At 74.1% G+C, this 18,410-nt stretch carries 14 protein-coding genes; 12 read left to right on the forward strand and 2 right to left on the reverse strand.

The genetic code is table 11. The features are described 5' to 3' along the window. The first annotated feature begins 66 nt into the window (after positions 1–66). The 7 genes from OG408_RS09355 to cobI all read left to right on the forward strand — a co-directional run bounded on the left by OG408_RS09355 (position 67) and on the right by cobI (position 11,264). Positions 67–1,095 (forward strand): cobalamin biosynthesis protein, encoded by a 1,029-nt coding sequence (locus tag OG408_RS09355; RefSeq protein ID WP_266777208.1) that lies wholly within the window; start codon positions 67–69, stop codon positions 1,093–1,095. Then, entirely contained in the window at positions 1,092–2,633 is a 1,542-nt protein-coding gene (locus tag OG408_RS09360; RefSeq protein ID WP_266777210.1) for a cobyric acid synthase, read from the forward strand. The genes OG408_RS09355 and OG408_RS09360 overlap by 4 nt, the downstream gene beginning before the upstream one ends. A 32-nt stretch (positions 2,634–2,665) precedes the next feature. Next, entirely contained in the window at positions 2,666–6,316 is a 3,651-nt protein-coding gene (cobN, locus tag OG408_RS09365; protein WP_285568724.1) for a cobaltochelatase subunit CobN, read from the forward strand. Between the two features lie 139 nt (positions 6,317–6,455). Continuing rightward, positions 6,456–8,486 (forward strand): putative cobaltochelatase, encoded by a 2,031-nt coding sequence (locus OG408_RS09370; protein ID WP_285568615.1) that lies wholly within the window; start codon positions 6,456–6,458, stop codon positions 8,484–8,486. Continuing rightward, positions 8,486–9,085: a cob(I)yrinic acid a,c-diamide adenosyltransferase gene (gene cobO / locus OG408_RS09375; protein ID WP_266777214.1), complete on the forward strand. Its 600-nt coding sequence runs from the start codon at positions 8,486–8,488 to the stop codon at positions 9,083–9,085. Before OG408_RS09370 ends, cobO begins: the two co-directional genes overlap by 1 nt. After that, positions 9,079–10,539, forward strand: a complete 1,461-nt coding sequence (locus tag OG408_RS09380; RefSeq protein ID WP_285568612.1) for a cobyrinate a,c-diamide synthase — start codon at positions 9,079–9,081, stop codon at positions 10,537–10,539. The genes cobO and OG408_RS09380 overlap by 7 nt, the downstream gene beginning before the upstream one ends. Then, entirely contained in the window at positions 10,536–11,264 is a 729-nt protein-coding gene (gene cobI, locus OG408_RS09385; RefSeq protein WP_285568610.1) for a precorrin-2 C(20)-methyltransferase, read from the forward strand. Before OG408_RS09380 ends, cobI begins: the two co-directional genes overlap by 4 nt. A gap of 5 nt (positions 11,265–11,269) precedes the next feature. On the opposite strand, the gene OG408_RS09390 is transcribed toward cobI, so the two are convergent. Continuing rightward, positions 11,270–11,992, reverse strand: a complete 723-nt coding sequence (locus OG408_RS09390; RefSeq protein WP_266777220.1) for a ZIP family metal transporter — start codon at positions 11,990–11,992, stop codon at positions 11,270–11,272. Positions 11,993–12,069: 77 nt separating this feature from the next. Here OG408_RS09390 and cobM point away from each other — a divergent pair, with 77 nt between their 5' ends. Genes cobM through cobC form a run of 5 tightly spaced genes read left to right on the forward strand, consistent with a single transcriptional unit; the run spans position 12,070 to position 17,935 of the window. Continuing rightward, positions 12,070–12,918: a precorrin-4 C(11)-methyltransferase gene (cobM, locus tag OG408_RS09395; protein ID WP_266777222.1), complete on the forward strand. Its 849-nt coding sequence runs from the start codon at positions 12,070–12,072 to the stop codon at positions 12,916–12,918. Further along, positions 12,915–14,171, forward strand: coding sequence for a precorrin-6y C5,15-methyltransferase (decarboxylating) subunit CbiE (gene cbiE / locus OG408_RS09400; RefSeq protein ID WP_266777224.1), 1,257 nt, complete (start codon positions 12,915–12,917; stop codon positions 14,169–14,171). The genes cobM and cbiE overlap by 4 nt, the downstream gene beginning before the upstream one ends. Next, positions 14,168–15,892 carry a precorrin-3B C(17)-methyltransferase gene (gene cobJ, locus OG408_RS09405; RefSeq protein WP_326669320.1) on the forward strand — a complete coding sequence of 575 codons (1,725 nt, stop codon included), beginning with the start codon at positions 14,168–14,170 and terminating at the stop codon, positions 15,890–15,892. Before cbiE ends, cobJ begins: the two co-directional genes overlap by 4 nt. 53 nt (positions 15,893–15,945) lie before the next feature. Continuing rightward, a complete protein-coding gene (locus OG408_RS09410; RefSeq protein ID WP_266777228.1) occupies positions 15,946–16,857 on the forward strand; it encodes a sirohydrochlorin chelatase in 912 nt (303 codons plus the stop codon). Beyond that, positions 16,841–17,935, forward strand: coding sequence for an Rv2231c family pyridoxal phosphate-dependent protein CobC (cobC, locus tag OG408_RS09415; protein WP_442806019.1), 1,095 nt, complete (start codon positions 16,841–16,843; stop codon positions 17,933–17,935). The genes OG408_RS09410 and cobC overlap by 17 nt, the downstream gene beginning before the upstream one ends. Here the strand turns inward: cobC and OG408_RS09420 are convergent. Continuing rightward, the gene (locus OG408_RS09420) at positions 17,925–18,323 is read right to left on the reverse strand and encodes a group I truncated hemoglobin (RefSeq protein ID WP_266777230.1); all 399 of its coding nucleotides are present in this window, start codon (positions 18,321–18,323) and stop codon (positions 17,925–17,927) included. The genes cobC and OG408_RS09420 overlap by 11 nt on opposite strands. Between the last annotated feature and the right edge of the window lie 87 nt (positions 18,324–18,410).

Consider the following 18,410-nt stretch of genomic DNA (forward strand, 5'->3'; position numbering starts at 1 on the left):
GCGTCCGTCCCTGTGCGACCCAGAACAGGTTCCAAGGTCCTTCGAGGCGCAACGGCCGGCTGAACCGTGCGTGCCGATCGCATCTTCGCGTACGGCGCCACGGCCGGTCTGATCGGCGATCTGCTGCTCGGTGACCCCCGCAGGGGGCACCCGGTCGCCGCCTTCGGGCGGGCCGCGGCAGGCGTCGAAGGCCGCCTGTGGCGCGACCACCGCGGGTGGGGCGCCCTGCACACCCTGGTCTGCGCCGGAGGCGCCGCCGGGGGCGCCGCACTGGCCTCCCGCGCCCTGCGCCGCCACCCCGCCGCGTCCGTCGCCCTGACCGCCGCCGCCACCTGGTCCGTCGTCGGCGGTACGTCGCTGGGGCGCGAGGCCAGGGCCATCGGTGCCGCGCTCGCCGCAGGGGACATCGGCCTGGCCCGTGAACGGCTGCCGCATCTGTGCGGCCGCGACCCGCAGTCGCTGGACGGGCCGCAGATCGCCCGTGCCGTCGTGGAGTCCGTCGCCGAGAACACCTCGGACGCCGTGGTCGGCGCCCTGGTGTGGGGGGCGTTGGCCGGGGTCCCGGGACTCGTCGGCTTCCGGGCCGCCAACACGCTCGACGCGATGGTCGGCCACAAGTCGCCCCGCTACCGCCGTTACGGCTGGGCCTCGGCCCGCCTCGACGACGTCGCGGGGTGGCCGGGCGCCCGGCTGACGGCCCTGCTCGCCGTGGCGGCGGGAGGAGACCCGCGGGGCGCGGTCCGGGCCTGGCGGGCGGACGCGGCGAAGCACCCGAGCCCCAACGCGGGCCCGGTGGAGGCCTCGTTCGCGGGCGCGCTCGGCGTACGGCTCGGCGGCACGCTCGCCTACGGCGGCCGGGTCGAGCACCGCCCCGTGCTCAACGGCGGCGCGGGCCGGGCGGTGGAGACCGCGGACATCGAACGCGCCGTGCGGCTGTCGCGCCGGGTCGGCGTGCTGGCCCTCGGCGTCAGCGTGGCGGCCCGGGCCGGCATGGGCCTCGCGGCCCGGCGGATCGCGGCAGGCAGGACCCCGGGAACCCGTACCGCGCCACCACGTACAGCAGCACCTCGACTCTCAGGACGGAGACCGACATGAGCGGCGGACTGCTGGTCGCCGGGACCACATCGGACGCGGGCAAGAGCGTCGTCACGGCGGGCATCTGCCGCTGGCTGGTGCGCCGGGGTGTGAAGGTGGCGCCGTTCAAGGCGCAGAACATGTCGCTCAACTCCTTCGTCACCCGTGAGGGTGCCGAGATCGGCCGCGCCCAGGCCATGCAGGCACAGGCCGCCCGCGTCGAGCCGACCGCGCTGATGAACCCGGTGCTGCTCAAGCCCGGCAGCGACCGCTCAAGCCAGGTCGTCCTGATGGGGCGCCCGGTCGGCGAGATGAGCGCCCGCGGCTACCACGGCGGCCGGCAGGAATCGCTTCTGTCCACCGTCGTGGACTGTCTGGAGCAGCTTCGGGGCACGTATGACGCGGTGATCTGCGAGGGGGCGGGCAGTCCGGCCGAGATCAATCTGCGGCGCACGGACATCGTGAACATGGGCATCGCCCGGGCTGCGCGCTTCCCGGTCGTGGTCGTCGGCGACATCGACCGCGGCGGGGTCTTCGCGTCGTTCTTCGGCACGACGGCGCTGCTCGCCCCCGAGGACCAGGAGCTGATCGCCGGGTATCTGGTGAACAAGTTCCGCGGCGACGTGTCGCTGCTGGAACCGGGACTGGACATGCTGCGCGATCTCACCGGGCGGCCGACGTACGGCGTGCTGCCGTTCGCCCACGGGCTCGGCATCGACGAGGAGGACGGTCTGCGGGTCTCGCTGCGCGGCGCCGTCCGGGAGTCGGTCGTCGCGCCGCCGCACGGCGAGGACATCCTGCGCGTCGCCGTGTGCGCGGTGCCCCTGATGTCGAACTTCACCGACGTGGACGCGCTGGCCGCCGAACCGGGCGTCGTGGTGCGGTTCGTGGACCGGGCCGAGGAACTGCACGACGCCGACCTCGTCATCGTGCCCGGCACCCGCGGCACCGTGAAGGCGCTGGCCTGGCTGCGTGAGCGCGGGCTCGCCGACGCCCTGCTGCGGCGCGCCGCCGAGGGCCGTCCGGTGCTCGGCATCTGCGGCGGCTACCAGATCCTCGGTGAGGAGATCGAGGACGACGTCGAGTCGCGCGCCGGGAAGGTCGACGGGCTCGGACTCCTTCCCGTACGCGTCCGGTTCGACCGTGAGAAGACCCTCGCCCGGCCGGCCGGCGAGGCGCTCGGCGCCCCCGTCGAGGGGTACGAGATCCACCACGGCGTCGCGGACGTGCGCGGCGGCGAACCGTTCCTCACCGACGGGCGGGGCGGGAGCCTCGACGGCTGCCGGTCCGGCTCCGTGTGGGGCACCCACTGGCACGGCTCGCTGGAGAGCGACGCGTTCCGCCGCCGCTTCCTGACGGAGACCGCGCGGGCCGCCGGCCGCCGCTTCGTCCCCGCACCCGACACCTGTTTCGCCGCGCTGCGCGAGGAACAGCTCGACCGCCTCGGCGACCTGATCGAAGAACACGCGGACACCGATGCGCTGTGGCGACTCATCGAGTCGGGCGCACCGGCAGGACTTCCCTTCATCGCCCCCGGAGCACCTGGAGCACGCGCATGAACGCCCCGTCGAACGCCCCGTCGAGCGCCCAGCTGAGCACGGTGCTGCTGCTGTCGACCGCCGATACGGACCTCCTGGCCGCCCGTGCCTCGGGCGCGCCCTTCCGGATCGGCAACCCGACCCGTATCGATGTCCACGAGGAACTCCCCGCGCTGATCGAGGGAGCCTCCGTCGCCGTCGTCCGGCTGCTGGGCGGCAAGCGCGCCTGGGAGGACGGACTCGCCGCCCTGAAGGCGGCCGGCATCCCGACCGTGCTGCTCGGCGGTGAGGCCGTGCCGGACGCGGAGCTGATGGCCGAGTCGTCCGTACCGGCGGGCGTCGTCGCCGAGGCGCTGCGCTATCTGGTGGAGGGCGGCCCGGGGAACCTCGTCGAGCTGGCCCGTTTCCTCTCCGACACGGTCCTGCTGACCGGGCACGGTTTCGCCGAGCCGCAGAAGATGCCCGAGTGGGGGGTGCACGGCGAGCGGGAGTTCGTCGAGGGCCGCCCGACCGTCGGGGTGCTCTTCTACCGGGCGCACCACCTCTCCGGGAACACCTCGTTCGTCGACGTGCTGTGCGACGCGGTCGAGGCACGCGGCGCCAACGCCCTTGCCGTGTACTGCGGTTCGCTGCGTGGCGCGGACGCCGCCCTGTACGAGCTGCTCGGCCGGACCGACGCCCTGGTCGCCACGGTGCTCGCGGCCGGCGGCACCCGCGCGTCCGACGCCTCCGCCGGGGGCGACGACGAGGCCTGGGACATCGGCGCGCTCGCCGATCTGAACGTGCCGGTGCTGCAGGGGCTGTGCCTGACGTCCTCGCGGGCGGCGTGGGACGCGTCGGACGCCGCGCTCTCCCCCATGGACGCGGCGATGCAGGTCGCCATCCCGGAGTTCGACGGCCGCCTCATCACCGTCCCGTTCTCCTTCAAGGAGCAGGGTCCGGACGAGGTGCCGGTGTACCGCGCGGACCCCGAGCGGGCCGCCCGCGTCGCCGGGATCGCGGTGCGCCACGCCGTCCTCGGGCACAAGACCAACGCCGAGAAGAAGCTCGCCCTGGTCTTCACCGCCTACCCCACCAAGCACTCCCGCGTGGGCAACGCGGTCGGCCTGGACACCCCCGCATCCGCCGTCCGCGTCCTGGACGCGCTGCGCGCTGCCGGCTACGGCGTCGAGGGCCACCCGGACAACGGTGACGAGCTGATCCACCGCCTCATCAACGCCGGTGGCCACGACGTGGAGTGGCTGACCGAGGAGCAGCTCGCGGCGGCTCCGGCGCGGGTGCCGCTGGCCGACTACCGGCAGTGGTTCGCGAAGCTGGAGCCGGAGCTGCGCGACTCGATGCTGGAGCACTGGGGCGAGCCGCCGGGCTCGCTGTACGTGGACGGGGACGACATCGTCCTCGCCTCGCTCCAGTTCGGGAACGTGGTGGTGCTGATCCAGCCCCCGCGCGGCTTCGGCGAGAACCCGATCGCGATCTACCACGACCCGGACATGCCGCCCTCGCACCACTACCTGGCCACCTACCGCTGGCTGGAGAACACCTTCGGCGCGGACGCCGTCGTCCACATGGGCAAGCACGGCACGATGGAGTGGCTGCCCGGCAAGGGCCTCGGCCTGTCGGCCGGCTGCGGCCCGGACGCGGTGCTCGGCGAACTGCCGCTGATCTACCCGTTCATCGTCAACGACCCGGGCGAGGGCACCCAGGCCAAGCGGCGCGGCCACGCCACGGTGGTGGACCACCTGGTGCCGCCGATGGCCCGCGCCGACACCTACGGCGACCTCGCGAAGCTGGAGCAGCTGCTCGACGAGTACGCGCTGGTCAGCGACCTGGACCCGACCAAGGCTCCGACGGTGAGGGCGCAGATCTGGACCCTGGTCAAGGCCGCCGAGCTGCACCACGACCTGCATGTCGACGAGCAGCCGGGCGACGACGACTTCGACTCGTTCGTCATGCACATCGACGGCTACCTGTGCGAGATCAAGGACGTCCAGATCCGCGACGGGCTGCACATCCTGGGCGGCGGCCCGGTCGACGAGGCCCGGGTCAACCTCGTCCTCGCGGTGCTGCGCGCCTCGCAGGTGTGGGGCGGCACGGCCAACGCGCTGCCCGGTCTGCGGGCGGCCATCGCCGAGCACTTCGGGCTCAGCGAGAAGGAGCTGCTGGGCGAGCCGGGCGCGGCCGTGAAGGTGCCGGACGGGCTGACCGGGCTGGTGGACGGGCCGGCGCGGACGGGCGCGGACGCGATCGACCTGCTGGAGCAGCTGTGCCGCCGGCTCGCGGAGGGCATGGAGGCGCGCGGCTGGGAGCTCCCGGCGGTGGCCGGCCTGGTCCGGGAGGTGCTGGGCATCGAACTCCCGGCCGCCGTCGCCGTCCTGGGCTTCGCCTGCGAGGAGGTCGTGCCCCGGCTGGCCCGGACGACCGACGAGATCGACCACATCCTGAAGGCGCTGGACGGCGGCTTCGTCCCGGCCGGTCCCTCGGGCTCGCCGACGCGCGGGCTCGTCAACGTGCTGCCGACGGGCCGCAACTTCTACTCCGTGGACCCGAAGGCGATTCCGTCCCGGCTGTCGTGGGAGGTCGGCCAGTCCCTCGCGGACTCGCTGATCGCCCGGTACCTCGCCGACACGGGCGACTACCCGAAGTCGGTCGGTCTGACGGTGTGGGGCACCTCCGCGATGCGCACCCAGGGTGACGACATCGCGGAGATCCTGGCGCTGCTCGGCTGCCGCCCGGTGTGGGACGACGCCTCGCGCCGGGTGACCGGCTTCGAGGTGGTGCCGGTCAGCGAGCTGGGACGGCCGCGCATCGATGTGACGGTCCGGATCTCGGGCTTCTTCCGGGACGCGTTCCCGCACGTGGTGGGCCTGATCGACGACGCGGTCCGCGCGGTGGCGGAGCTGGACGAGCCGGCCGACGCCAACTACGTACGGGCGCACGCCGACGAGGACACCGCCGAGCACGGCGACCGCCGACGGGCCACGGCCCGCATCTTCGGCTCGAAGCCGGGGGCTTACGGGGCGGGGCTGCTGCCGCTGATCGACGCGCGCAACTGGCGGTCGGACGCGGACCTGGCCGAGGTGTACGCGGTCTGGGGCGGTTACGCGTACGGGCGCGGGCTGGAGGGGCGGGCGGCGCGCGGGGACATGGAGACGGCGTTCCGGCGGATCGCGGTGGCGGCGAAGAACGTCGACACCCGGGAGCACGACCTCGTCGACGCCGACGACTACTTCCAGTACCACGGCGGCATGGTCGCCATGGTGCGGCATCTGACGGGCGAGTCGCCCGAGGCGTACGTCGGGGATTCGGCGACGCCGGATCAGGTGAAGACGCGGACGCTGGGTGAGGAGACGCATCGCGTCTTCCGCGCGCGGGTCGTGAACCCGCGCTGGATGGCGGCCATGCGGCGGCACGGGTACAAGGGCGCCTTCGAGATGGCGGCGACCGTGGACTACCTGTTCGGGTACGACGCGACCGCCGGGGTCGTCGACGACTGGATGTACGAGAAGTTGTCGGCGGAGTACGTGTTCGACGAGACCAACCGGGACTTCATGAAGAAGTCCAACCCGTGGGCGCTGCGCGGGATTTCGGAGCGGTTGCTGGAGGCGGCCGAGCGGGGGCTGTGGGCGGAGCCGGACGCGGAGACGCTGGAGCGGTTGCGGGCCACGTATCTGGAGCTCGAGGGCGATCTGGAGGGGGACGAGTGAGCGGGGTACGCATGGTGGGTGTGGCGCCTGCGGCGGACGTTCTCCCCTGTCCCGCCCCTTCCCGTAACCGAGGGCTCCGCCCCCGGACCCCCGCTCCTCAAACGCCGGAGGGGCTGGAATGTTCCCCCAAGGAGGTCTTGTGAGTACGCCTTATCCCTTCACCGCCATCGTCGGACAGGACGATCTCCGGCTCGGGCTGCTGCTCAACGCCGTGTCGCCCGCCGTGGGCGGTGTCCTCGTGCGTGGCGAGAAGGGGACCGCCAAGTCCACCGCCGTGCGCGCGCTCGCCGCGCTCATGCCGGAGGTGGCCGTCGTTCCCGGGTGCCGGTTCTCGTGTGCTCCGGCGGCACCCGATCCGGCGTGTCCCGACGGGCCCCACGAGACCGGTGCCGGCGTGTCACGGGCCGCGCGGACCGTGGAGCTGCCCGTCGGTGCCTCCGAGGACCGGCTCGTCGGGGCGCTCGACATCGAGCGGGCGCTCGCCGAGGGTGTGAAGGCCTTCGAGCCGGGACTCCTCGCCGACGCGCACCGCGGGATCCTGTACGTCGACGAGGTCAATCTCCTCCACGACCACCTGGTCGACCTGCTGCTGGACGCCGCCGCCATGGGTGCCTCCTACGTGGAGCGCGAGGGCGTCTCCGTACGGCATGCCGCGCGCTTCCTGCTCGTCGGGACGATGAACCCCGAGGAGGGGGAGCTTCGGCCCCAGCTCCTCGACCGGTTCGGGCTGACCGTCGAGGTCGCCGCCTCCCGTGAGACCGATCTGCGGGTGGAGGTGGTGCGGCGCCGGCTCGCGTACGACGACGACCCGGCCGCGTTCGCCGCCAGGTGGGCCGACGAGGAAGGCGCGTTGCGGGCCCGGATCGTGGCCGCCCGGGCGCTGCTCCCGCACGTCCGGCTGGGTGATGGCGCGTTGCGGCAGATCGCCGCGACCTGTGCGGCCTTCGAGGTCGACGGGATGCGGGCCGACATCGTGATGGCCCGGACCGCCACCGCGCTGGCCGCCTGGGCCGGGCGCAACGACGTGCTGGCCGAGGACGTACGGCAGGCCGCCCTGCTCGCGCTCCCCCACCGGCGCCGGCGCAATCCGTTCGACGCGCCGGGGCTCGACGAGGACAAGCTCGACGACACGCTGGAGCAGAACAGCGGCGAGGACGACGACCCGGACCCGGACGGGCCCGGTGGCGGCGGCCGGCCGCCGGAGGGTGACGGGCCCGACACGCCGCCGCAGGGTGAGGACGGGGCCGGCGACACGCCCGCGCAGTCCGTGCCCGAGCAGGGCGGGGAGAAGGAGCAGGAGCCGGCGCGGGGGCAGTCCTCCGGCGGCGGCGAGCAGCAGCCCGTGCGGGCCGGTGAGCCGTTCCGTACGAAGATGCTGAGCGTGCCCGGTCTGGGCGAGGGCGCGGCGGGGCGGCGGTCCCGGGCGCGTACCGAGCACGGGCGGACGACCGGTGCCCGGCGGCCGCAGGGCGCGCTGACCAAGCTGCATCTGGCCGCGACCGTGCAGGCCGCCGCCCCGCATCAGCGGGCGCGGGGCCGGTCCGGGCGGGGGCTGGTGGTGCGGCGGGACGATCTGCGGCAGGCGACGCGCGAAGGGCGCGAGGGGAACCTCGTCCTGTTCGTCGTGGACGCGTCCGGGTCGATGGCCGCCCGGCAGCGGATGACCGCCGTGAAGGGTGCGGTGCTGTCGCTGCTGATGGACGCCTACCAGCGGCGCGACAAGGTCGGGCTGATCACCTTCCGGGGCAAGGACGCCGAGGTGGCGCTGCCGCCGACCTCGTCCGTGGACGCCGCCGCCGCGCGGCTGGAGATGCTGCCGACCGGCGGGCGCACCCCGGTGGCCGCCGGGCTGTTGAAGGCGCACGACGTGCTGCGTGTGGAGCGGCTGCGCGATCCCTCGCGGCGGCCGTTGCTGGTCGTGGTGACCGACGGGCGGGCGACCGGGGGGCCTGAGCCGGTGGCGCTGGCCGCGCGGGCGGCCCGGCTGCACGAGGCCGAGGGCACGGCGTCCGTCGTCGTGGACTGCGAGTCGGGGCCCGTGCGGCTCGGGCTCGCGGCGAGTCTCGCGGGTGAGCTGGGCGGCACCGCCGTCACGCTCGACGAGCTGCGCGCCGACTCGATCGCCGGGCTGGTCAAGGACGTTCAGGGCTACAGCAGGAGGGCCGCGTAATGCCGCAGGGACAGCCGGTCAGCGTGCCGGACGACGGGCTGACCACCCGGCAGCGCCGCAACCGGCCGCTGCTGGTGGTGCACACCGGCATCGGCAAGGGCAAGTCGACGGCCGCCTTCGGGCTCGCGCTGCGGGCCTGGAATCAGGGGTGGCCGATCGGGGTCTTCCAGTTCGTGAAGTCGGCGAAGTGGAAGGTCGGCGAGGAGAACGCGCTGAAGGTCCTCGGCGCGAGCGGCGAGGGCGGGTCCGTCGCCTGGCACAAGATGGGCGAGGGCTGGTCCTGGGTCCAGCGCGATCAGCAGCTCGACAACGAGGCGGCGGCGCGGGAGGGCTGGGAGCAGGTCAAGCGCGACCTGGCGGCGGAGACGTACCGGCTGTACGTGCTCGACGAGTTCGCCTACCCGATGCACTGGGGGTGGGTCGACACCGATGAGGTCGTCGAGGTGCTGCGCCGGCGGCCGGGCAACCAGCACGTGGTGATCACCGGGCGCAACGCGCCCGCCGCGCTGGTGGACGCCGCCGATCTGGTGACCGACATGTCGAAGGTCAAGCACCCGATGGACGCCGGGCAGAAGGGCCAGAGGGGCATCGAGTGGTGAGTGTTCCGCGCCTGGTCATCGCCGCGCCGGCGTCCGGCAGCGGCAAGACCACCGTCGCGACGGGTCTGATGGCCGCCTTCGCCGGGCGGGGGCTCGCCGTGTCCGGGCACAAGGTGGGGCCCGACTACATCGATCCGGGTTACCACGCCCTCGCCACCGGGCGGCCGGGGCGCAATCTCGACGCGTACATGTGCGGGCCGGAGCTGATCGCCCCGCTGTTCGCGCACGGTGCGCAGGGGTGTGACCTGGCGGTCGTCGAGGGCGTGATGGGGCTGTACGACGGGGCGTCCGGGCACGGGGAGCTCGCCTCCACGGCGCAGGTCGCGACGTTGTTGCGGGCGCCTGTGGTGCTCGTCGTGGACGCGTCGTCGCAGTCGCGGTCCGTGGCGGCGCTGGTGCACGGATTCGCCTCGTGGGACACGCAGGTGCGGATCGGCGGCGTGATCCTGAACAAGGTGGGCTCCGACCGGCACGAGGCGTTGCTGCGGGAGGCCCTGGACGAGTCCGGGGTGCCGGTGCTGGGGGTGTTGCGGCGGGCCGGGCAGGTGGCGGTGCCGTCGCGGCATCTGGGGCTGGTGCCCGTGGCCGAGCGGCGGAGCGACGCGGTGGCCGCTGTCGCGGCGATGGGGGATCGGGTGCGGGCGGGGTGTGACCTGGAGGCGTTGCTTGCCTTGGCCCGGTCCGCGCCTCCCGTGCCGGGTGCGGGTGCGTGGAGCGCGGCTGAGGCTGTGGGCGCCTGCGGCGGGCCTGTTCCCCTCCCCGCCCGTTCCCGCAACCGGGGCTCCGTCCCGGACCCCGCTCCTCAAACGCCGGAGGGGCTGGGTGGGGCAGAAGGGCTGGAAAGTACGCCGGAGGGGCGGAAGGTCGCCGTCGCTTCCGGGCCTGCCTTCACCTTCTCCTACGCCGAGCACAGTGAGCTGCTCGCCGCCGCCGGGGCCACCGTCGTGCCGTTCGATCCGTTGCGTGACGAGGCACTGCCCGAGGGGACGGCGGGGCTCGTCGTCGGGGGTGGTTTTCCCGAGGTGTACGCGCCGGAGCTGTCGGCCAACGAGCCGTTGCGCAAGGCCGTCGCGGAGCTGGTGGCCTCCGGGGCGCCGGTCGCCGCCGAGTGTGCGGGGCTGCTGTATCTGGCCCGGTCGCTCGACGGGCTGCCGATGTGCGGGGTGCTGGACGCCGAGGCGCGGATGTCCGAGCGGCTGACGCTCGGGTACCGGGACGCCGTGGCGCTCTCGGACAGTGTGCTGGCCGTGGCCGGGACCCGGATGCGTGGGCACGAGTTCCACCGCACCGTGCTGGAGCCCGGGGCGGGGGACGCGCCTGCCTGGGGCGTGCACCAGCCGGAGCGGCGGGTCGAGGGGTTCGTGCAGCAGGGCGTGCACGCGAGTTATCTGCATGTTCATTGGGCTTCGGCGCCCGGTGCGGCCCGCCGATTCGTGGAGAGGTGCAAGGGATGAACACACTGGTCGGGGTCGGGGTCGGGCCCGGTGATCCGGAGCTGGTGACCGTCAAGGGCGTCAACGCGCTGCGGGATGCCGCCGTCGTCGTGGTGCCGGTGATGGACACCGGTGAGCGGGGGCGGGCCGAGGCGACCGTGCTGCACTACGTCGGGGCCGAGAAGGTCGTGCGGGTCGTGTTCGCGCTGAACGAGCGGACGGACCGGGCGCGCCGGGAGGCGGCGTGGGACGCGGCGGGGGCGCGGGTCGCGGAACTGCTGCGTACGCACGGTTCGGTGGCGTTCGCGACCATCGGGGACCCCAATGTGTACTCGACGTTCACCTATCTCGCGCACACCATCGGGGAGCTGCTGCCGGGGACGGCCGTGGTGACCGTGCCGGGGATCACCGCCATGCAGGACCTGGCGGCGCGCAGCGGTGCGGTGCTGACCGAGGGCACCGAGCCGTTGACGCTGGTGCCGGTGACGGCGGGGGCGGCCGTGCTGAAGGAGGCGCTGGAGGGGCCCGGGACGGTCGTCGCGTACAAGTTCGGCCGGCTGGCCGAGGAGGTCGCCACGGCCCTGCGCGAGACGGGGCGGACCGAGGACGCGGTGTGGGGTTCGGCGCTCGGGCTGCCGGAGGAGTCGATCCGGCCGGCGGCGGAGCTGGCCGACGGCCCGTTGCCGTATCTCTCCACGCTGATCGCGCCCGCGCCGCGCGACGGCGGGCGGGGCGGGAAGCTGTGAGGCGGTCAGTCCGCGAGGCCCACCACCAGCCAGATGAAGCCCACTCCGGCGACCGTGCAGAACAGCGTGGAGCGGGCCGGGTGGTCGTGGTGCGCCTCGGGCAGGATCTCGGCGGCGGCGAGGTAGAGCAGCGCACCGCCGAAGAACCCGAGATAGCAGCCGAGGAGTTCCTCCGGAAGGGTGAACACGAGCGTCGTCGCCGCGCCGACGACGGGCGCCGCCGCGTCCGCGTACAGCATCGTCAGGGCCTTGCGGCGGGCGTTCCCGTACAGGCTGGTGATCGTGTACGTGTTGAAGCCGTCGGCGAAGTCGTGGGTGATGACGGCGAGGGCGACGGCCGCTCCCATGCCGCCGCCGACCTGGAAGGCGGCGCCGAGCGCCACGCCGTCCATCAGGCTGTGGCCGACCATCGCGGCCGCCGCCGTCAGGCCGACCTGCGGCACCCGCTCCTCGCTCGCGCCGTGTGCCGCCTGGCGTACGGCGAGCAGGCGCTCCACCAGATGCGCGACGAGGAAGCCGCCCACGAACAGCAGCAGGGCGGCCGGTACGCCGAGGACGAGGCCGCCCGCGGCCTCGATGGCCTCCGGCAGCAGGTCGAGGCCGACCACGCCGAGCATCAGTCCGCCGGCGAATCCGAGCACCAGGTGGCGGCGGTCGGTGACGCGCTGGGCGACCCAGCCGCCGACCAGGGTCATCAGGAACGCGCCGAGCGCGACGAACACCGCCATGGGCTCTTGCTAGCCGATTGACCCCGGTGCGCGCATCCCCGAATCCCACGTTCCACGTTCTCGAAAGGACCCGTCCCATGTCCGAAGCAGTCGACGCAGCCGGCGCAGTCGCCGCGCCCACCCGCGGCACCGTGACGTTCGTCGGTGCCGGACCCGGCGCCGCCGATCTGCTGACCTTCCGGGCGGCGCGGGCCATCGCGGACGCCGACATCGTCATCTGGGCGGCCAGCCTCGTGCAGGAGGAGGTCCTCGAACACGCCCGGGAGGGTGCGGAGATCCTCGACTCGGCGCAGATGTCCCTCGAAGAGGTCGTCGCCGTCTACCGGCGGGCGGGCGACGAAGGGCTGAAGGTGGCGCGCATCCACTCCGGTGACCCGGCGCTGTGGGGCGGCACCCAGGAGCAGGTCGACCGGTGCGGCGAGCTGGGGGTCGCGGTCGAGATCGTGCCCGGGGTGTCGTCGTTCTCGGCGGTCGCGGCCATCGCGCAGCGCGAGCTGACGATCCCGGAGGTGGCGCAGTCGGTGATCCTGACCCGGCTCGGCGGCGGCAAGACGCCGATGCCGCCCGGTGAGGAGGTGCGGGAGTTCGCCCGGCACGGCACGACGATGGCGCTGTTCCTGTCGGCGGCCCGGTCGGGTCAGCTGACGCAGGAGCTGCTGGAGGGCGGTTACCCGACGTCCACGCCGGTCGTGATCGCGTACCAGGCGACCTGGCCGGAGGAGCTGATCCTGCACTGCACGATCGAGACGCTGGAGGCCACGGTCAAGGAGCACAAGCTCTGGAAGCACACGCTCTTCCTGGTCGGCCCTGCCCTGTCGGCGTCGGGGACCCGTTCGCACCTCTACCACCCGGGCCACTTCCACGGGTACCGCAAGGCCGACAAGGCGGCCCGGGCCGAGTTGCGCGCCCAGCGGTCCGGCTCGTGATCCGGGTCTTCGGTACGGGGACGGGGGCGCCGCTCTGCCCCGACGCCGTGCGGGAGCTGGCCGGGGCCACGCTGGTGGTCGGGGCCCGGCGCCATCTGGACGGCGCCGCGCTGCCCGCGGGCGCCGGGCGGCTGGTGCTGGGGCCGCTGGCCCCCGCGCTCGACCGGATCGGGAAGCACCTCGCCGATGACGGGGCGCGGGTGGTCGTGCTGGCCTCCGGCGATCCGGGGTTCTTCGGGATCGTGCGGGCGCTGGCCGAGCGGTTCGGTCCGGCGGCGCTCGATGTGCGTCCGGGTGCGCCGTCGATCGCGGTGGCGTTCGCCCGGCTGGGACTGCCGTGGGACGACGCGGTCGTCGTCAGCGCGCACGGGCGTGATCCGCGCACCGCGGTGAACGTGTGCTTCGCGCACCCCAAGGTCGCGGTGCTGACCGGTCCCGGTGCCGGGCCCGCGGAGCTGGCGGCGGGGCTGCTGTACCGGAGCGGGGAGCGGACCCTGGTCGTCGCGACGGCGCTCGGGGATCCGGAGCGCGAGCGCGTCGAGCGGCTGACGCTGCGGGAGGCGGCGGACCGGGAGTGGCCTGACCCGGTGAGCGTGGTGCTGTGCCTGGACGAGTCGAGGGCCCTGTCGCCGGTGCGGACGGTGGGCGGTCCGGCCGCCGGTCCGGCCGGGTGGGCGCTGGACGAGGCGGAGTTCGAGCACCGCGACTCGATGATCACCAAGTTCGAGGTGCGGGCGCTGGCGCTGGCCCGGCTCGGGCCGCGTACGGGAGATCTGGTGTGGGACATCGGTGCCGGTTCGGGATCGGTGGCGGTGGAGTGCGCGCGGCTCGGCGCTGCCGCCGTGGCCGTCGAGAAGACGGCGGACGGGGTCGAGCGGATCCGCGCGAACGCCGCCGCGCACGGTGTGTACGTACGGGCGGTGCACGGGGCCGCGCCGATAGTGCTGTCCGATCTGGCGGACCCCGACGCGGTGTTCGTCGGGGGCGGCGGGCACGACCTGCCCGCGATCGTGACGGCGTGCGCCCGGCGGGCGCGGCGGGCCGTGGTGGTCGCGGTGGCGGCCCTGGACCGGGTCGGGCCGGTGCGGTCGGCGCTGGCCGCTGCCGGGTTCGTGCCCGAGGGTGTGCTGCTGCAGTCGTCGCGGCTGGCGCCGCTGCCCGGTGACGTGACCCGGCTCGCGGCGGCCAATCCGGTCTTTCTGCTGTGGGGCGTCCGCTCCGCGGCCGGTGCAAGTGAAGGAGCAATCCAGTGATCGGCCTGATCTCCGCGACGGCGGCGGGTGCCGTCGCCCGTGACCGGCTGGCCTCGGCCTGGCCCGGCCGTGCCGTGGTCTACGACGGTCCGGTGGGCGAGGCCGTGCGGCGCGCGTTCGCCGAGTGCGAGCAGCTGGTGTGCTTCCTCGCGACGGGGGCCGTGGTGCGGCTGGTGGCACCGCTGCTCGTGGACAAGGCGGCGGACCCGGGCGTCGTCTGTGTCGACGAGGCGGGGCGCCATGCGGTGGCGCTGCTCGGCGGGCACGGCGGCGGGGCGAACGTCCTGGCGGTCGCGGTCGGCGAGGTGCTGGGCGCGGCGCCGGTGGTGACGACGGCGACGGACGCGGTGGGCGTGCCCGGTCTGGACACGCTGGGGCTCCCCGTGGAGGGGGATGTCGCGGGGGTGTCGCGGGCGATGCTCGACGGTGCTCCGGTGGCGCTGCGGGCCGACGTGGTGCGGCCGTTGCCCGCTCTGCCGCCGAACGTGAGCCCCGGCGCCGCCGGGTCCGCGGTGCTGCACATCACCGACCGCGTCGTCGGACTCGGTTCGCGGGAGGCCGTGTTGCGGCCGGCCTCGCTCGCCGTCGGGGTCGGGGCTTCCAAGGACGCGCCCGCCGACGAGGTGCTCGGGCTGGTCCGGGAGGCGCTGGAGGACGCCGGGCTCTCGCCGTTGAGCGTCGCGGAGCTGGTGACCGTGGACGCGAAGGCCGGGGAGCCCGGGATCGTGGCCGCCGCCGCCGGTCTCGGGGTGCCGCTGCGGACGTACCCGGCCGACGAGCTGGCCCGGATCGAGGTGCCGCATCCGTCCGAAGCGCCGCTCGCCGCCGTCGGCACGCCCTCGGTCGCGGAGGCCGCCGCGCTCGCCGGCGGCGGTGAACTGCTGGTGCCGAAGCGGAAGTCGCGGCCGGAGGGGCGGGCGGCGATGGCCACCTGCGCGGTGGTGCGCAGGGCCCCGCGCGGCCGGCTCGCCGTCGTCGGGCTCGGGCCCGGTGCCCGCGATCTGCTGACGCCGCGCGCCCGGGAGGAGCTGCGGCGGGCGTCGGTGCTGGTCGGGCTCGATCAGTACGTCGACCAGATCAGGGACCTGCTGCGGCCCGGCACCACGGTCCTGGAGTCGGGGCTCGGCGCCGAGGAGGAGCGGGCCCGCACGGCGGTCGCCGAGGCCCGCAAGGGGCATGCGGTGGCGCTGATCGGCAGTGGTGACGCGGGGGTGTACGCGATGGCATCGCCCGCGCTCGCCGAGGCGGGCGCCGACATCGACGTGGTGGGTGTGCCGGGGGTGACGGCCGCGCTGGCGGCCGCCGCGATCCTGGGCGCCCCGCTGGGCCACGACCACGTCTCGATCAGCCTGTCCGACCTGCACACGCCGTGGGAGGTCATCGAGCGCCGGGTCAGGGCCGCCGCCGAGGCCGACATCATCGTGACGTTCTACAACCCGCGCAGCCGGGGCCGTGACTGGCAGCTCCCGAAGGCGCTGTCGATCCTGGCCGGACACCGCGACCCGGCGACCCCGGTCGGAGTCGTACGCAATGCCTCGCGGCCCGACGAGAGCAGCCTGGTCACGTCGTTGGCTGCGCTGGACCCGGCGGTGGTCGACATGATGACCGTCGTCACCGTGGGCAACACGGCCACCCGTGAGATCGCGGGCCGCATGGTCACCCCGCGCGGCTACCGCTGGCAGTCCGCCACCGCCGCGCCCGCTCCGCGGCCGGCCCCGTGAACCGGCCCGCCGCACCGCACCGCACCACCCCCCATGAACACCGAGGAGAATCCGTGAACACCCCGTCCGCCCAGCCCGCACTGCTCATCGCCGGCCACGGCACCCGGGACGAGGGCGGGGCAGCCGCCTTCCGTGACTTCGTGGCCGAGCTCGGCGCCCGCAACCCGCGGCTGCCCGTCGCGGGCGGCTTCATCGAGCTGTCGCCGCCGCCGCTGGGCGACGCGGTGACCGAACTCGTCGAGCAGGGCGTCAAGCACTTCGCCGCCGTCCCGCTGATGCTGGTGTCGGCCGGTCACGCCAAGGGCGACATCCCGGCGGCGCTGACCCGTGAGAAGGAGCGCCACCCGGGCATCTCGTACACCTACGGGCGTCCGCTCGGCCCGCACCCGGGGCTGCTGAAGGTGCTGGAGCGGCGGGTCGACGAGGTGCTGGGCGACACCGACCGGTCCGAGGTGACGGTCCTGCTGGTGGGGCGTGGCTCCACCGATCCGGACGCCAACGCCGAGGTGTACAAGGCGGCGCGGCTGTTCTGGGAGGGGCGGGGCTACGCGGGTGTGGAGACGGCGTTCGTCTCGCTGGCCGCCCCCGACGTGCCGTCCGGTCTCGACCGTTGCGTGAAGCTGGGTGCGGGGCGCATAGTCGTTCTGCCGTACTTCCTCTTCACCGGCATCCTGCCGGACCGGGTGCGTCACCAGACCGAGGAGTGGGCCGCCGCCCATGCGGAGCTGGACGTCCGGTCGGCCGAGGTGATCGGTGCCGCTGAGGAACTGCTCGATCTGGTCATGGAGCGCTACCGGGAGGCAGTCAAGGGCGATCTGCGGATGAACTGCGACTCTTGCGTGTACCGGATCGCACTGCCGGGCTTCGAGGACAAGGTGGGACTGCCGCAGCAGCCGCACTTCCACCCTGACGACGACGGCCATCACCACCACCCCCACCATGGCGGTCATGCACACTCCCACTGAACGCCCCGGCGCCACAGGCGCGGGCGCGCACGATCTGCGGCACCACGGTGACGCGGAGGTACGGGGACGGGGCCGGGATCTGACCGATCTCGCCGTCAACGTACGGGCCGGGACCCCACCGGCCTGGCTGAAGGAGCGGATAGCCGCGTCCCTGGGCGCGCTCGCCGCGTATCCGGACGGGCGTCAGGCGCGTGCGGCGGTCGCCGCACGGCACGGGCTGCCTGCGGAGCGAGTGCTGCTGACGGCCGGTGCGGCGGAGGCGTTCGTGCTGATCGCCCGGGCCCTGCCGGCCCGCCGCCCGGTCGTGGTCCATCCTCAGTTCACCGAGCCCGAGTCGGCGCTGCGCGCTGCCGGGCACGAGGTGGAACGGGTGCTGTTGCGGGCCGGGGACGGCTTCCGGCTGGACCCGGCCGATGTGCCTGCGGACGCGGACCTGGTGGTCGTCGGCAATCCGACCAACCCGACGTCCGTACTGCATCCCGCGGCCGTGCTGGAGCGGCTGGCGCGCCCCGGGCGGACGCTGGTGGTCGACGAGGCGTTCATGGACGCGGTGCCGGGCGAGCGCGAGGCGCTGTGCGGCCGTACGGACGTCCCCGGGCTCGTGGTGCTGCGCAGCCTCACCAAGACGTGGGGGCTGGCCGGGCTGCGGATCGGGTACGTGGCGGCCGCGCCGGAGACCGTGCGGCTGCTGGAGGAGGCGCAGCCGCTGTGGCCCGTGTCGTCGCCGGCGCTGGCGGCGGCCGAGGCGTGCATGGAGCCGCGGGCACTGGCCGAGGCGGCGGCGGCCGCGGACCGGATCGCGGTGGACCGCTGCCATCTGGTCGCGGGTCTGCGGGAGTTCACCGAGATACGGGTGGTGGAGCCGGCCCAGGGGCCGTTCGTGCTGGTCCGGCTGGAGGGGGCCGCGGAGATACGCGAGCGGCTGCGGTTGCTGGGCTTCGCGGCCCGGCGCGGCGACACGTTCCCCGGGCTCGGCACCGAGTGGCTGCGGCTGGCCGTCCGGGACCGTACGACGACCAACCGTTTCCTCCAGGCGTTCGACCAGGCGCTCCAGGTGCTGTCCGCGGTCAGCCGCTGACGATGTCCGGCTTGAGCGGGGCGAGCTTGGCGGCGATCACGCCGATGGTGGCGGGATCGACGCCGCCGTCGGTCAGTGCGGCGGCGAGGTGGTCCACGACGCGGTCGAAGTGGGGCCCGGTGATGGCGAGTTCCTGGTGGGCGCGGCCCATGGCCCGGCCGGTGTAGGGGGTCGTGGCTCCGAGGGCGCTGCCGACGAAGAGCCGCTGGTGGGCCTTGAGCCGGGTGACGTCCTTGCCCGCGAAGTAGGCGGTCAGCTCGGGGTCGGCCAGAACGCGTGCGTAGAAGATGTCCACCACGGCGGCGACGGCTCCGGCGCCGCCGATCTGCTCGAAGAGGGACTCCGGCGCCGCTTCGTCCGGCGTGGCCGGGTCTGTGGTCTGGTCCATGGCAGCCGAACATAGCGCCGATCCCCGTCCTGCGGGGGCGGTCGTCGGCATCCGGTGGCGCGGCCGCACAAGTGGGGAGCGGCGTTC

Origin of the sequence: Streptomyces sp. NBC_01257, assembly GCF_035917255.1 — a bacterium.
In the GTDB taxonomy this organism is placed as follows: domain Bacteria; phylum Actinomycetota; class Actinomycetes; order Streptomycetales; family Streptomycetaceae; genus Streptomyces.